Raw genomic sequence first — 17017 nt, forward strand, 5'->3', positions numbered from 1 at the left:
GTAGAATGGCCGCTCTTTAAACCTTTCATCTGTTTCTGTTTAAAATCACTGCATAACTTATTATAAAATATAACATCAATTACTGTTATATGTTGAAACGATTTATTGACTTGCTGATGATAGTGCTGTTGTTTTCATTTACCGTAGATGCACAAAACAAAGCTGTTGCTGTTAAAGCAACGGGCGAGGGCTTTAAGCTTAAATGTAATGGCAGTGATTATTTTATTAATGGTATGAACTGGGATTACTATCCCATAGGAACCAATTATACCTATAGCCTTTGGAACCAGCCGGAAGATGTAATTAAAGCAGCACTTGATTATGAAATGCCAATGCTTAAAAATATGGGTGTAAATACCATCCGGCAGTATACAGGTGTGCCTGCCAAATGGATTGAATACATTTATAAAACTTATGGTATCAGTACAGTACTCAATCATGCATTCGGCCGGTATGGATTAACACTCAATAATCAATGGGTGCCCAATACAGATTATTCCAATCCGCTCGTGCGGGAGCTTTTAGTGAAGGAGGTGAAAGCGTTAGCTGTTCAATTTAAACACACACCCGGTTTATTAATGTATTTACTGGGTAATGAAAATAACTACGGACTTTTCTGGCGTGGTGCTGAAACTGAAAATATGCCTATGGAAGACCGCCAATCAACCAAAGACGCACACCATCTATACAGGTTATTCAATGATGCGGCAAAAGAAATAAAAGCCATCGACACAAATCACCCGGTTGCTATCTGTAATGGTGATTTGATGTTTCTTGATATCATTACCAAAGAGTGTGCAGATATTGATGTGTTAGGTATCAATGTATACAGGGGTATTTCATTTGGTGATTTATTTATACGGATACAAAAGGAATATAACAAACCCGTTGTACTTACAGAGTTTGGTGCAGATGCCTTCAATATGCAAACCAATGCAGAAGACCAGGATTATCAATCAAAAATACTGGCAGCAAACTGGAAAGAAATTTATGCCAATGCCAGCGGCTCAGGTTTAGCAGGCAATAGTATTGGTGGCTTCACCTTCCAGTTCAGTGATGGTTGGTGGAAGGCGGGGCAAACAACCGGGTTAGATGTACATGATAAAACTGCATCCTGGTCTAATGGCGGCTATTCAAATGATTATACAAAAGGTGTAAATAATATGAACGAGGAGTGGTTTGGAATTTGCGCCAAAGGAAAGACCAATGCAAAAGGTGTTTATGAATTAATACCACGTGCTGCGTATTACACGCTTAAAGAAATACACAAGCATAAGCCATACGGTAAACAGGGAACCAAAAAACAGTAACTCACCCTAATTGCACTGCTATGAGTGAAAAAAAAATTACATTAGAAGAAGTTAAAAAAGGCAATGATGTTTTTTACAAGATCTCCAATGCAGATCAGATGGCGCCTTTTTTTATGACCATTGTGAGCGACTCCAATCACTGGATGTTTATTTCAAGTAACGGTGGTCTTTCAGCCGGGCGTAAGAATTCTGAATTCGCTTTGTTTCCCTATTACACGGATGATAAGATTACAGAATCTACAGAAACAACCGGCAGCAAAACCATTCTTCGTGTGCATGAAAACGGGGAACAAAAAGTATGGGAGCCTTTTTCTGTGCGAAGTGAAATGACGTTTCAATGTGAGCGTAATGTTTATAAAAGCCGTTATGGCAATAAGATCATCTTTGAAGAAATCAATCATGAGTTGGGTCTATCCTTTCAGTATGAGTGGAACAGCAGTAATCAGTACGGCTTTGTAAGAAAAGCAACACTCACCAATCTTACATCACAGGAAATACATGTATCACTTATTGATGGGGTGCAAAATGTACTGCCTTACGGTATTGGTAGTGATCTGCAAAATGGAACCAGTAACCTGGCCGATGCTTATAAACGTACAGAACTGATACCTGCTGCAGGTGTTGGTATTTTTGCATTAAGTGCCATTATAGTTGATAAAGCTGAACCCAGTGAAGCACTGAAGGCCAATACAATCTGGTCGGCCGGGTTATCAAATCCTGTTTTTTTATTGTCATCTGCACAATTACAAAACTTCCGTAACGGAGGAGCCGTGCAGCAGGAAGAAGATGTGAAAGGTATAAAAGGGGCCTATTTCCTTTGCAGTGAAATAAAGCTGGCTCCGGATGCATCAAAGCAATGGTTCTTTGTTGCCAATGTTAACCAAAGTCAATCCGCCATTATTCAGTTAATCGAAAGCATTACTAATAAAACAGATTTAATAAGTGATGTTTTGAAAGATGTTGAACGTGGTACAAAACAGCTGGAGGCTTTAGCTGCTGCAGCTGATGGTTTGCAATACAGTTCAGACGGATTGGGGAATACCCGTCATTTCTCCAATGTATTATTTAATATCATGAGAGGGGGCATCTTTGATGACAACTATGTGGTATCAAAAAATGATTTTGTAAAATACCTCCGCAATGCAAGTGCAGTTGTAATGGAAAAGAATCAATCATTCATTACATCTTTACCTGAGCAGTTCACATATTTTGATTTAAAGAATTTAGCTGCCAATTCAGGTGATGCTGACTTCAACCGTTTGGCTATTGAATACCTGCCGTTGAAATTCAGTCGCCGGCATGGTGATCCCAGTCGTCCGTGGAATAAATTCAGCATCAACACGCAAAGTGAATTGGATGGTTCTAAAATTCTGGATTACCAAGGGAACTGGCGTGATATTTTTCAAAACTGGGAAACCCTTGCACACTCATATCCTGCCTTCATTGAAGGAATGATCTATAAATTTTTAAATACGTCCACCTTTGATGGATATAATCCGTATCGTGTTACCAAAGATGGGTTTGATTGGGAAACAATTGAGCCGGATAATCCCTGGTCCTACATCGGTTACTGGGGTGATCACCAGGTAATCTATCTGCTGAAGTTTTTGGAATTTGCAAAAAACTATTATCCGCAGTTGTTACCGCAACTCTTAAATAAAGACAATTTTGTGTATGCAAATGTGCCGTACAATATCAAAGCATATCAGGATATACTTATTAATCCGAAAGATACTATCACCTTTAATCATCATCTGGATATTGCTATTCGTAAACGTATGAAGGAGTTGGGGGCTGACGGATCCTTACTCACCAATCAGCAACAAAATATCCATCATGTAAGCTTCACAGAAAAAATTCTTGCAACACTTTTAGCGAAGTTAACCAACCTGGTGCCCGATGGCGGCATATGGATGAACACACAGCGCCCGGAATGGAATGATGCTAACAATGCATTAGTGGGTAATGGTATTTCCATGGTTACCTTGTACTACATCCGCCGATTCCTGGTATTTGTAAAACCTTTGTTTGTAGCCAATGGTACAGCAGCATGTTCTGTGTCGGCAGAAGTGCAACGGTATTTTTCGGATGTGGCAACCATCTTTGAAAACCATGCAACTTCATTAGCAGCAGGCATGGATAACAAACAAAAGAAACAGATGCTTGATGCATTGGGTGAAGCAGCAAGTGCATTTCGGATTGCTATTTACAACACCCAATTCTCAGGTAAGAAGGAAACAATATCAGCCACAGCTATTGCTTCTTTTTTTGAAACTGCATTGAAATTTATTGACACAGCTATTCAAAATAATAAACGTACTGATGGTTTATATCATACCTATAACTTATTAAGTTATGATAATAACCAGCTTGAAATTTCTTACCTGAGTGAAATGCTGGAAGGGCAGGTTGCCGTTTTGAGTAGTGGCTATTTATCGCCTGAGGAAAGTTTGCAATTGCTAGACGCATTACGGAAAAGTGCGTTGTACCGCCCGGATCAGAACAGTTATATTTTATATCCCAATAAACAACTCCCATCTTTTCTGCAAAAAAATAATATACCCGCAACTGATGTAGCAAACAGCGGATTGCTGCAGGAGTTGTTAAAAGATGGCGGTGCAGGTATTGTTGAGAAAGATGTTAAGGGCGGCTATCACTTCAATGGAAATTTTAAAAATGCAAATGACCTTGATGCCGCTTTGCAAAAACTGGATAACAAGTATGAAAGCTTACGCAAACAGGAGCGTACGCAGGTGCTGGCCTTGTTTGAAAAAGTATTCAACCATAAAGCATTCACCGGTAGATCAGGTACCTTCTTTGGTTATGAAGGGTTGGGTTCTATTTACTGGCATATGGTGAGCAAATTGTTGCTGGCTGCGGAAGAAGCATACAATCATGCGCTTGCAATGCAGGCGGATCCATCTGTTGTTGATAGACTGGCAAAATATTTCCATGAAATAAAAGACGGAATTGGTGTACATAAATCACCACAGGTGTACGGTGCATTCCCCACAGATCCGTATTCACACACTCCTGCACATAAAGGCGCACAGCAACCGGGCATGACCGGACAGGTTAAAGAAGATGTATTAACAAGAATGGGTGAGTTGGGTGTGAAGATGAAAGAAGGTCAATTACTATTTATGCCTTCTTTGCTCAACAACTCAGAGTTTCTTACTACTGCTGCAACCGCTTCATTTGTATTGTTAGATGGTACAGTATCAGCTGTTGAATTAGAGAAAGACAGCCTGGCTTTTACCGTTTGCCAGGTGCCGGTAGTGTATCAAAAAGCTACGGAAGATTCGATTGAAGTTAGCCTTTCTAACGGAACAACAGTACGGGTGAGTGGTACTGTATTAAGTAAGGAAATAACAGATAAAATTATTTGCCGAACAGGAGAGGTGACCCGGTTAAACATATTTATAAATGCAAATCATCTGAGATGATGTACAAAAATCTTTTGGCCATTGTTTGGGTTCTTCTTGTTACAGCCTGCAACGGCAAACAGGAAGTTGTTTCAGTTACCGCCAAAGATATTTTGGGTAATCCCGGCTACCAGGCTATCTGTTATGGTGGTTACAGAACCGCTACAAGAGATAGTGTGCCATCAGTTGCTGAGATCAAAGAGGATATGATGATCCTGGCAGCAATGAATATTAAAGTAATCAGAACATACAATGTGCATTTTAAAGAAGTACATCATTTACTGGAAGCTATAACCGAATTGAAAAAACAACAGCCCGGTTTTGAAATGTACCTCATGTTGGGTGCATGGATTGATTGTAAAAATGCATGGACCGCCAATGCGCCTATTCATACAGAAGAAAGTGAACGCAATGCAGTAGAAATAGCAGAAGCAGTGAAGCTGGCAAATCAATATCCTGATATCATCAAGATAATTGCAGTGGGAAATGAAGCGATGGTGAAATGGGCTGCGGCGTATTATGTTACACCCAATATCATTTTAAAATGGGTGAATCATTTGCAGGGTTTAAAAAAGCAAAACAAACTTCCGAAAGATGTATGGATTACCAGCTCTGACAATTTTGCATCGTGGGGTGGAGGAACGGCTGATTACCATATAGAAGATTTGAATCAGTTAATTAAAGCTGTTGACTATATTTCCATGCATACGTATCCCATGCATGATACGCATTACAATCCTGCATTCTGGGGTGTGAAGTCAACGGAGGCATCCTTAACAGATAAACAAAAGATTGACTCAGCAATGATGCGGGCAAGAGATTATGCCATTCATCAATATAAAAGTGTAGTGGCCTATATGAAATCATTGGGAGTGAACAAGCCGGTACACATTGGCGAAACCGGTTGGGCTTCTTTTGATAATGAATTGTATGGAATCAATGGGTCAAAAGCTGTGGATGAATATAAAGCGGCACTTTATTATCAACTCATGAGAGATTGGACGAATAAAGAAGGTATTACCTGTTTTTATTTTGAAGCTTTTGATGAACAATGGAAGAACAGTACTAATCCTTTACATTCTGAAAATCATTTTGGCTTGATTGATCTGCAGTCAAGGGCTAAGTATGCTGCCTGGGAGATGGTCGATCAAAATGTTTTCAAAGGATTGACGAGAAACGGGAAACCCATTGTTAAAACCTATAATGGCGATGAAAAGCAAATGTGGCAGGAAGTGAAAGTTCCGACAAACAATGTTCAGCCTGAATAGAGGAATGTAATCTTAAAAGATGCTTTAAAAAAACAATCAACTGTATAACTTAAAACTTTCAACATGTCAAACAGTGTTTCAAGCTCCGTTAATAAAGTGCCGATCGGGCAAAAGATTGCTTTCGGTTTAGGGATGTTAGCTAACCAGATGTTTCCGGCTGCCTTGAGTATTTTCATGGTGGTGTTGGTTCAGGACCTTGGTTTCCCCGGATGGATGTGGGGTGTTTTGTTTTTTCTTCCCAGGATTTTTGACGCCTTTTTTGATCCCATCATGGGATTTATAACTGACAATACAAAATCTGTTTGGGGCAGAAGAAGACAATATGTTTTTGCAGGTGCGCTTGTATTGGGGATCTCGTTCATTATCATGTGGCAGTTGTACAGGGAGAATGGTATTACATTCAATTTCATCTTTTTTCTTTTGATGTCTTTTGCTTTTTATTTTGGTTATTCACTGTTTAGTGTTCCTTATGTGGCAATGGGTTATGAGATGAGTGATGATTTTCATGAGCGTACAACTATTATGGCGATTGCTCAATGGATTGGTCAGTGGGCATGGGTTATTGCACCATGGTTTTGGGTAATTATGTACAAGCCGGAATGGTTCCCCAATGCAGATACTGCAACAAGAACATTAGCAGTGTGGGTAGGGATAGGCTGTATGCTGCTGGCATTAACACCGGCGGTATTTATTAAAAGCAAGTCAACCAAAGAGGATCATAGTTTGAAACCTTTGACGTTTAAAACCATCGGTTCAAGTTTGAAAGATATTATCCAGAGTTTTAAGGAAGCGTTTGTGATTACGCCGTTCAGAAAACTATGTGTTGCTACATTTTTTATTTATAACGCTTTTAATACAGTAGCCGGTTTTACCTTTTTTATCATCGTTTATCGTTTGTTCAATGGCGATACAGGTGCGGCAGGGATATGGCCTACTCTTTTTGGTAGTGTTGGTGCATTGGGAACTACTTTTATTGTAATACCGATTGTGGCATGGATGTCAAAAAAATTAGGTAAAAAGAATGCATTCCTCGTTTCACAAGGTATTTCCATTATCGGCTACATTTTATTCTGGTTTCTGTTCATACCCGGAAAGCCGTATATGTTCCTTTTTGCGTTACCACTCTTTTCCTTTGGTATCGGTAGTTTGTTTACACTTATGATGTCTATGACTGCAGATGTATGTGATATGGATGAGTTGACTTCCGGTAAAAGAAGAGAAGGCATTTTCGGTGCCATCTATTGGTGGATGGTGAAGTTTGGTTTTGCCATTGCAGGATTGTTAACAGGTGTAATTATGGCTATTATCGGTTTTAACTCAGGTGCGGCCACACAAACGGAAGCTGCAATTACAGGCCTGCGACTTTCATTCTCCGGTTTGCCCATTCTTGGAACTTTAATTGCTATTTGGGTAATGTGGGATTATGATTTGAGTGAAGAAAAGGCGAATGAGATCAAAGTAGAATTATCAAAAAGAAAAAGTTGATTGCGGCAGTTGATTTTTTATCTGCAATACAGCTGTTCACTAAAACAAACAATAAGTGAAGAATCTGCATAGTGAGTTTTTTTATACTGATGCATTGATTTATAAAGTATGCTTGAAAAGACCACAATAAAAAAACAACTGCGTAAAAGTGTATCATGCAGTAAATGATACATTGTTTTCTGCCTTAAGACGCAAGCAGAATTGTGTGTTTGTAAACCCGGATTTTTAACAATAACAATACAGGCCCTTTATGGCAAGCCTGGTTGTTATTCAAAAAACAATTATGACACATAACACAATTCTGCTCCTGCAGCAGACAATCAGAAATCTTTTTTTTGCAGTTATCTTAGTGCTGCCAGTTTATTTATCTGCACAAATTGTTCCTGCAGGCAGTGGTAGCTATACGTTACAGTTGCCACCACCTGATGCGGCAGGCAGAAATGTACTGCCCAATGGTACACCAAGAGTTTCCGGCGCTGCCGCATCAAAACCAATCATGACGAATGATTGGTGGACAGGTTTGCTTACATTCAACGACGCCAATTTGTACAACTATCCTCTATCCATGAAAGGAAGTTCCAGTGGGTTGGTTATGAGCTTTACTTTTTTGGGATTAGGTGCGAATGATACACGCCAGCCGATGGGCCCTGAGCAACCCATCATTCTTGGTGTTTCAGGATTAACAGCAACCTATCCAACCGTTTCTGATTATACGGATTGGACGGTAACTGCCAGCTGGAGTAATGCAGGCCGTTCTTTTAACGCAATCATGGGCATGGGTATGCCTTTTGTGTATTGTACCAAAGGAAATGCAGATGTGGCTTCTGTTGTTGTAAATACCGGAACGGTTTCTGTACAGGGTGAAATGTTACTCATCACCAACTCAATCAGCGGAGCTAATTTTGCAGTGTATGCACCGGTTGGATCTGTATGGTCTAATTCAGGAAATACATACACTTCAACATTGGCCGGTAAAAATTATTTTTCTGCAGCCATGTTACCTGCTGGTGTGAGTGCTGCCACTGCTGCTAATGATTTCAAACAATATGCATATGTATTTCCGGCTAATACGTCAGTAAGCTGGAATTATAATAATGCAACATCCACTATGCAATCCACTTTTACTGCAACACCTGATGTAAAAGAAGGAAGCGGGTCAACTGTTTTATTAGGATTGCTGCCGCATCAATGGGCGCATTTAGGCGCAGGCTCACCGTTGCCCGGCTCTTATGCATATACAACATCAAGGGGTGTGATGAAGATGCTTGCATCTAATTCTTTTATTGTTGAAAATAAATTTAAGGGCGTTCTCTCTGCATTGCCGCTGATGGCAAAATACAGTTCCGGCTTTGATCCTGCTGCTTTGAATTCAAAGATTGATTTAGTAAAAAATTCCGGGCTTGATTTGTGGACTGATTCTTATAATGAAGGGTTAGCAATGAACAAGTTGGTTCAGGTAGCTAAGATTGCTGATCAAATGGGGAATACGGAAGCACGTGACAAGTTAATCAACACTGTAAAAACAAGATTGGAAAACTGGCTTAAAGCAGTACAGGGCGAAAATGCATTCATTTTTTATTATAACAACACCTGGACAACATTGATTGGTTACCCCGCAGGTTATTCTGCTGATGCAAACATCAACGATCATCATTTCCATTACGCTAATTTTATCAATGCGGCTTCAGCAGTAGAACAATTTCAACCCGGCTGGGCTGCCAATTGGGGACCCATGGTAAATATGCTGGTACGTGACGCTGCCAACTGGGAAAAGTCAAACACCATGTTTCCGTTTCTACGGAATTTTAATCCTTATGCAGGGCACAGTTTTGCATCAGGACAACTCAATGCAGAGCCACATGGTAACAACCAGGAATCTTCTTCAGAAGCAATGAACTTCGCTTCATCACTGATCCATTGGGGTATTCTTTCCGGTAACAATGCCATTCGTGATTTAGGTATTTATCTCTACACTACGGAGCAAACTGCCATTGAAGAATATTGGTTTGATATGAGCGACCGGAATTTTGCGCCTACTTATTCGCAAATGATGTGTGCACGTGTGTGGGGCAACGGCTATGACCGCAATACATTCTGGACGGGAGATATCGCTGCCATGTATGGTATTCAAATGTTTCCTTTAACAGGATCTCATCTTTACTTAGGTCATAATAAAACTTATGCAGCAAGTTTGTGGAATGATATGACTGCAAAAACAGGCGTACTCAGCAATACACCAAATGATAATTTATGGTTTGAAAATTATTGGTCTTTCCTTGCATTTACCAATCCATCTGCCGCAATAAATTTATATAACAATTATCCAACCTATAAAATAAAAAACGGAAATTCAGATGCACATGTATATCATTGGCTGCATGCCTTTAATGGTATGGGCACAGTTGATGCTACAGTAACGTCCAATTATCCTGTTGCAACTGTTTTTAATAAAGCTGGTGATAAAACCTATGTCGCACATAATTATGGTTCTTCAGAAATAACTGTTACTTATTCTGATGGGTTTTCAATGGTGGTTCCTGCAAGAACGTTAAAAACAAGTAAGGATATAGCCGTAGCAGCAACGCTTTCTTCATCAAGTACACAGGTGCCTACTAATGGGAGTGTTACCTTAACTGCGGCTGTTACAGGTGCCGGAATTACTAAAGTGGAATTTTATGATGGCGCCACACTTATTGATACAAAAACCGCTGTGCCCTATACAACAACAGCTAATAATTTAGCTGCAAGAATCCATGGCTTTTATGTGAAAGTGTATGTGGGTGCTTCTTTGGAACTTTCAAATGTAGTGTCAGTAGTGGCAGGTTCTCAACTTCCTTACCAGGGCAATATCGTTTCCATTCCTTCGCAGGTGATTGAGCCGGGTAACTATGATTACTATGAAGGTGGAGTGGGGCAGAACATTTCTTATTTTGATGCAACTATCTGGAATGATGCAGGAACATTCAGAAGCCCTGAGTATGTTGATGCTGGTCCAACAACAGGTGAAGGAAATACCGTAGGCTGGATTGATGAAGGCGAGTGGTTGGAATATACTGTTAACATTGCTCAGGCCGGCACTTACAATCTTTCAATCAGGTATGCTTCCGGTGTTGCTACTGGCGGCGGACCATTTCATATTGAAGTGGATGGTAATACTGTTGCAAATAATATTACTGTTGGTTTTACAGGTACAAACTGGAATGTATGGGCAACCAAAACGGTAAACGGTGTTATTCTTCCGGCCGGACAACATATCATCAGGTTGGTATTTGATAAACCAGGATTCAACATTGGAAGAATCTCATTTGTTTATGCAGGTTCTGCCAACCCATCATTAGGTGTCTCCTCCAATGCAGTTTCAATTGCCGCATTTGCCAACAGTAAAAAAACAGTAGATGTAACTTCAAATATTACATGGACAGCAGTAAGTAATCAAAGCTGGTTAGCAGTTGCACCAACTACTGCTTTTGGAAATACCACCGTTACATTTACTGCGCAGGAAAATCCAACAACATCAACCAGAACTGCAAGTGTAACGTTTTCAGGTAACGGTGTCACTGACCAGGTTGTAACAGTAACACAGGATGCAGGTGGTGTGCCTTACATACTTGTAAATCCTGCCACAATGAATTTCAATGCAGCTTCAAACACTGCTCAGAATATTGAAATCACTTCAAACGTTGCATGGACAGCATCCAGTAACCAGTCCTGGCTTACATTAAGTAGCACCAGTGGTAATGGGGTTGCTGTGATAACTGCCAATGCAACCGATAATCCCGGTACAACAAGTCGCTCTGCTACGATTACAGTTACAGGTAGCGGATTGCCGGCTAAAACAATCGCAGTTACGCAGAATGGAGCTGCCATTCAAATAACACTTCCCATCAATTTTGAATTAAGCGGTACGTATGTATTTACTGATTTTGATGGCGGTGTGGGTTCTGCTGTTATAAACCCGTTTCAAACAGGAAGTAACTTAAGTAACAAAGTAGGTAAGATCATTCGTAACAGCGGGGCAACATGGGCGGGCAGTTATTTAACATTACAAAACAAGATTGACTTTTCAACGTACAGTACGTTTTCCATGCGAGTATATTCTCCACGTTCAGGTGTTCCTGTTTTATTAAAGCTGGAAGGAGATGTGGCGCCATCAGAAATTTTAGCAACCACAACAACAGCCAATAATTGGGAAACACTCACATGGAATTTTGCAGGCAAGCCATCCAATGTATATAACAAACTGGTATTTATGTTTGATTTTGGATCTGTTGGAAACGGAACTGCCAATTCTACTTTTTACTTTGATGATATTTATCAAATCAGTAGTGCATCTAATATCCTGAATATTTCAAAGTATGCTGCTACCATTGCTGCGGCTCCCAACAGTACACAAACATTCGATATACAATCGAATGTAAATTGGACCATAACCAGCAGCCAATCATGGCTCACACCAAGTGTTGCAAACGGGTCAGGTAATGCTGTTATTACGCTTACTGCTGAGCAAAACCCAACAAGTTCTGTACGTACGGCTAATGTATTAGTCTCAGCGCCGGGTCTTGTTCCTCAAACGCTCATAATTACACAGGACTTGGGAACAACAGCCGTATCAAACATTCAGAATCCTTTGATAAAAATTTATCCGAATCCTGCAAAGGATGTGATCTTTATTGATGGATTTTCTGCAAATGCAGTGGTGAGTCTGTATGATGTAACCGGTAAGTTGCTCATCACACAGGTCTTAAATCAAAAACAATTAGACATCTCTTTTTTGAAAAATGGTATCTACCTGCTTCGTATTACAGAGAAGAAGGGTTTTACTCTGAAGAAGCTGGTTAAAATCAACTAAGACATAGCAAACAGTAAAAATTTAATTGTACTTCATCAAAAAACAGTACAAACTTGAGCAGTCAATGCTAAATTGCAGGGTATAAAATCATGCAATCAATGGGTATGAGATATGTTCAATATTGTAAGTATGCAGGGTTGATAGTTGTTTTGTTTGGTTTTCAAAATAGCTCTGCACAGAAAAAAACAATCGATCAGAAAGTTGATTCTGTGTTGAATCTTATGACACTGGAAGAAAAAGCCGGGCAACTCAACCAATACTCCGGCGATTGGTCTTTTACAGGGCCGGTTACTAAAGACAATACAAAAATACAGCAGGTTAAAGAGGGTAAGCTGGGTTCCATGCTCAATGTAGTGGGTGTGGAAAAGACAAGACTGCTGCAGCAATATGCCATGCAATCCCGTTTAAAAATTCCCTTACTGTTTGGACAGGATGTGATTCATGGTTTCAGAACCACTTTTCCGTTACCATTAGCCGAAGCAGCCAGCTGGGACCTGGAAGCAATTCAGTTAAGCGCCCGTATCTCAGCTATAGAAACAAGTGCCGCCGGTGTGCACTGGACTTTTGCGCCGATGGTAGATATCAGCCGTGATCCCCGTTGGGGCCGTGTTATGGAAGGAGCGGGAGAAGATACTTATCTCGGCAGTTTGATTGCTGCAGCAAGAGTAAAAGGTTTCCAGGGAAAAGGGTTAGGTAATACAGATGTGGTTATGGCCTGCGCCAAACATTTTGCTGCTTATGGTGCGGCTGTTGGTGGCCGTGACTATAACAGCGTGGATATGAGTCCCCGCATGTTATGGGAAACCTATCTGCCTCCTTTTTTTGCCGCCAAAGAAGCAGGTGCAGCTACGTTTATGAATTCATTCAACGATCTTAATGGTATTCCTGCCACCGGTAACCGTTATTTACAAAGAGATATTTTAAAAGGTAAATGGAATTTCAATGGTTTTGTGGTGAGTGATTGGGCAAGCATTGGTGAAATGATTGCTCATGGTTTTGCAAAAGATACCAGCCATGCAGCGCAACTTGGCTTGAGCGCAGGAAGTGATATGGATATGGAAAGCAGGAGTTATATCAAACACCTGCCGCAATTAGTAAGAGAAGGAAAAGTAAAAATTGAATGGTTAGATGATGCCGTGCGCCGCATCTTACGAAAGAAATTTGAATTGGGTTTGTTTGATGACCCCTTTAAATTTTCCAATGAACATCGACAGCAACAGCAATGGAATAATCCGCAACATATAGCAGCAGCAAGAGAGATGGCGAAGAAGAGTATTGTATTGCTGAAGAATCATCCCCTCCCGGGAGAGGTGGGGGTGGGAACATTACCATTAACAAATAATCAAAAAGTTGCACTCATTGGTCCATTTGTAAAAGCAGTAAAAGATAATCTTGGTTTCTGGAGTATGGAGTGGGAGGATGATTCAGCACGCATTGTTCCGTTGTGGAAAGGAATGCTGAACAAAGTAGATCCGGCCAATCTGCTTTATGCAAAAGGATGTAACATCAATGATGCTGATACGTCAGGATTTGCTGAAGCCATTGAAACAGCAAAGCAATCAGATGTTGTAGTAATCACCATCGGCGAGGCAAGAGATATGAGCGGTGAAGCAAAAAGCCGCAGCAGTTTGCAATTACCCGGTGTGCAGAACCAATTAATTGCTGCTATAGCAGCTACAGGTAAACCCATTGTTTTGTTGATACATGCCGGCAGGCCCCTGATATTTGATAAAGCAGCAAGTCATGCATCAGCTATTCTCTATACATGGTGGTTAGGAACGGAAGCAGGTAATGCCATTGCGGATGTATTGTACGGCGATTATAATCCTTCCGGTAAATTGCCCATAACCTTTCCCAGGACGGAAGGACAAATCCCTATCTATTACAATCATTACAGTACCGGTCGCCCGGCAGAAGATGAGTTTCAAAATAATTATGTATCGGCTTACATTGATTTGCCCAACAGCCCGGCTTATCCTTTTGGTTACGGGTTGAGTTATACATCCTTTGTGTTTACTGATTTTAAACTCAGCAGTACTTCGTTAAAAGGAAATCAAACCCTCACGGCATCAATTACATTAACCAATACAGGAAGAGTAAAGGGAAAAGAAACCGTTCAACTGTACATCAGGGACCTGGTGGGAAAAGTAGTTCGTCCGGTTAAAGAGTTGAAAGGATTTAAACAGGTAGAGTTAAATCCTGGAGAATCAAAAGTTATAACATTCACCATCACTACCAACGATCTCAGGTTTTATGATGACCAGCTCATTTATAATTGGGAGCCTGGAGAATTTGAAATCATGATCGGAAGCAATTCAAAGGAGGTTCAGGTGAAAAAAATTAACTGGAGCCGATAGAAACTATGTTTATACATGCACGGGAGATTTTGCGAAGTATTGATTCAAGGGATTGGTTGGTTTCTTAATAAAAAAAGACTTCACTACGAAGTCTTTTTTTATTCTGTCAACAACATTCCACGTTTGTGAAAGATATTAATAGGTTATTGTTATGCCACCCCCAATACCCATATCACTATCGTAGTGGGTTGAAAGCGATATGTATTTAGTAGCGATATAGCGGAAGCCTGTCATATATTCTTTATCTGAATTAACCATGAAGTTAAAACGTAAACGGCTGCTCACCGGTATATCTTCACGTCCTAACTGTAATCTTAATCTTCCATCTGTATCAATTCTTGCATCAGCCCGAACTAACATCGGTAATACATATTGAAAACCGAAGCAAATAACACCCCGTTTATCTTTAGTACTCACCTGTCCGAATAGATTTTTTTCTGCTTCGCTATGCGATCTGTAACGCCAGTCAAAACCAATATAAGGCATCAGCCATTGATTGCGACCAAGCAATCTGCCCACATGAAATTCATTTTCAAAACCTTTTGCTTCAGTTAATCCTAATCTCCATTCATTTTGAAACATCCACCTCGTATTGGAGTACATAATCTCACCATCACTGCCATTACTCTCCAACCCAATTTGAGCACCTAAGAAAAAACGCCGGTCATCACGGTACACTTTGCGTAATGCTTTTTGAGGATCCGGCAACTGTGGATTGGGTGGCGTGTTTTCGTATGTGAAGATTCGGCCCATTCCACTCATCATATGATAGAGAATGTGGCAATGAAAATACCAATCGCCGTATTTTTCGGAAGCATGAAATTCGATAGTATCGGTTTCCATGGGCATAATGTCAAGCACTGTTTTCAAAGGTGAGTATTCGCCTTGCCCGTTCAATGTGCGGAAAAAGTGACCATGCAGATGCATTGGGTGCCGCATCATGGAATTGTTGGTTAGGATAATGCGGATGTTTTCGCCCTGTTTGATCAAAATCTTATCCGACTCAGAAATGGTTTTTTTATCCAGCGTCCACACATATCTTGTCATATTTCCGGTAAGCTCAAACTTTAATTCACGAACCGGTCGTTCCGGTAATGTCGTTTTTTGAGGGGCTTTGAGCATGGCATAATTAAGCGTAACAATATTTTTATTGCTGTCAACAATTTCAGGGTACATTACTGTGTTCATATCCATTTGCTGCAGGCTCATATTCATACCCATATCATTCATGGTGCCATCCATATTCATCATGTCATTCATCATTTTCATGCCTTCAAAATATTTCAAACGGGGCATGGCACCTGCAGCATGTTTTATGCCGCTGCCTAACCAAAGCGAAGTACTCCTGGTGCGGTCTTCTGCAGTGGCAAGTAATTCATAGCTGCCCTCAGCAGGAATTGTTATAATTACATCATAGGTTTCTGAAACACCTACTATAAATCTGTCTACTTCTACCGGTTCTACTTCTGCTCCATCATTGGCAACCACACTCATTTTGCCGCCTGCAAACTGCACCCAGAAATAAGTAGAAGAACTTCCGTTAATGATCCGTAAACGAACCTTATCAACGGCTTTATATTCTTTTCTTTCTTCGTTGATCTTGCCATTCGTAAACAAGGCATCATAATAAACATCACTCACATCCATCGCCAGCATGCGTTTCCATTCATTCGTAATTTTTACTCCAAGCTTATTTTCCTTGATAGCCTGCAGGTAATTCTGTGTTGCTTTCTTTTTGATGGCATACCAATCCGTAGCATAATGGAGAGAACGTTCTACCTGGTTGGGATTTTCATTGGTCCAGTCACTTAACAAGACCACTTCTTCTGGAAGTGTTCCTGTTTCCTTTTTATGAATAACAATGGCTCCGTACATACCGCTTTGTTCCTGTAACATGGTATGCGAATGATACCAATAAGTGCCATGCTGCACAATAGGAAACCGGAAAATATGGGTGCTGTGTCCTTTTACAGGAGCTGTAGTTAAATAAGGAACACCATCCTGCTCGTTGGGAAGAATTAATCCATGCCAGTGAATAGATGTTTCCATGTGCATTTGATTGTGTACATGTATTTCTGCTGTGTCACCCTCTGTAAAATGGAGAGTAGGGGCAGTAATTGTTCCGTTTATGGCAATAGCTTTTGCTTTTTTACCGGTATAGTTTACAATAGTGTCTGTAACATATAAGTGATAAACAACTTTGTGCCCGTTACTGGTAACAAATGCTTCCCTTGTTAATACATCCTTGTTTGCGTTATGTTGTGCAAACGAAGAAGTGTACATGAAAAGCGCCGTTAGTATGCTATATGCCTGTTTCATTTTT

The 17017-nt window shown here is 40.4% G+C and carries 7 protein-coding genes; 6 read left to right on the forward strand and 1 reads right to left on the reverse strand.

What is annotated here, in order from left to right; genetic code table 11:
- Positions 1 to 89: 89 nt before the first annotated feature.
- The 6 genes from PDL71_RS07920 to PDL71_RS07945 all read left to right on the forward strand — a co-directional run bounded on the left by PDL71_RS07920 (position 90) and on the right by PDL71_RS07945 (position 14694).
- Complete coding sequence (locus tag PDL71_RS07920; RefSeq protein ID WP_407527739.1) at positions 90 to 1310, forward strand: hypothetical protein; 1221 nt, start codon at positions 90 to 92, stop codon at positions 1308 to 1310.
- Positions 1311 to 1835: 525 nt separating this feature from the next.
- The gene (locus tag PDL71_RS07925) at positions 1836 to 1916 is read left to right on the forward strand and encodes a hypothetical protein (protein ID WP_407528401.1); all 81 of its coding nucleotides are present in this window, start codon (positions 1836 to 1838) and stop codon (positions 1914 to 1916) included.
- 2836 nt (positions 1917 to 4752) lie between these two features.
- A complete protein-coding gene (locus PDL71_RS07930) occupies positions 4753 to 6003 on the forward strand; it encodes a glycosyl hydrolase family 17 protein (RefSeq protein ID WP_407527742.1) in 1251 nt (416 codons plus the stop codon).
- 63 nt (positions 6004 to 6066) lie between these two features.
- Positions 6067 to 7488 carry an MFS transporter gene (locus tag PDL71_RS07935; RefSeq protein ID WP_407527744.1) on the forward strand — a complete coding sequence of 474 codons (1422 nt, stop codon included), beginning with the start codon at positions 6067 to 6069 and terminating at the stop codon, positions 7486 to 7488.
- Positions 7489 to 7771: 283 nt separating this feature from the next.
- The gene (locus PDL71_RS07940) at positions 7772 to 12337 is read left to right on the forward strand and encodes a glycosyl hydrolase (RefSeq protein WP_407527747.1); all 4566 of its coding nucleotides are present in this window, start codon (positions 7772 to 7774) and stop codon (positions 12335 to 12337) included.
- A gap of 104 nt (positions 12338 to 12441) precedes the next feature.
- The gene (locus PDL71_RS07945) at positions 12442 to 14694 is read left to right on the forward strand and encodes a glycoside hydrolase family 3 N-terminal domain-containing protein (protein ID WP_407527750.1); all 2253 of its coding nucleotides are present in this window, start codon (positions 12442 to 12444) and stop codon (positions 14692 to 14694) included.
- Positions 14695 to 14829: 135 nt separating this feature from the next.
- Here PDL71_RS07945 and PDL71_RS07950 read toward each other — a convergent pair whose 3' ends face one another.
- Positions 14830 to 17013 (reverse strand): multicopper oxidase domain-containing protein, encoded by a 2184-nt coding sequence (locus PDL71_RS07950; RefSeq protein ID WP_407527753.1) that lies wholly within the window; start codon positions 17011 to 17013, stop codon positions 14830 to 14832.
- Between the last annotated feature and the right edge of the window lie 4 nt (positions 17014 to 17017).

This window comes from Lacibacter sp. MH-610, from assembly GCF_045780045.1.
Classification (GTDB): domain Bacteria; phylum Bacteroidota; class Bacteroidia; order Chitinophagales; family Chitinophagaceae; genus Lacibacter.

Excerpts from the sequence above, each read along its gene's own strand:
- PDL71_RS07950 (WP_407527753.1), bottom strand. The coding sequence starts at position 17,013 with ATGAAACAGGCATATAGCATACTAACGGCGCTTTTCATGTACACTTCT.
- PDL71_RS07945 (WP_407527750.1), top strand. The coding sequence starts at position 12,442 with ATGAGATATGTTCAATATTGTAAGTATGCAGGGTTGATAGTTGTTTTG.
- PDL71_RS07940 (WP_407527747.1), top strand. The coding sequence starts at position 7,772 with ATGACACATAACACAATTCTGCTCCTGCAGCAGACAATCAGAAATCTT.
- PDL71_RS07930 (WP_407527742.1), top strand. The coding sequence starts at position 4,753 with ATGATGTACAAAAATCTTTTGGCCATTGTTTGGGTTCTTCTTGTTACA.
- PDL71_RS07925 (WP_407528401.1), top strand. The coding sequence starts at position 1,836 with ATGTACTGCCTTACGGTATTGGTAGTGATCTGCAAAATGGAACCAGTA.
- PDL71_RS07920 (WP_407527739.1), top strand. The coding sequence starts at position 90 with ATGTTGAAACGATTTATTGACTTGCTGATGATAGTGCTGTTGTTTTCA.
- PDL71_RS07935 (WP_407527744.1), top strand. The coding sequence starts at position 6,067 with ATGTCAAACAGTGTTTCAAGCTCCGTTAATAAAGTGCCGATCGGGCAA.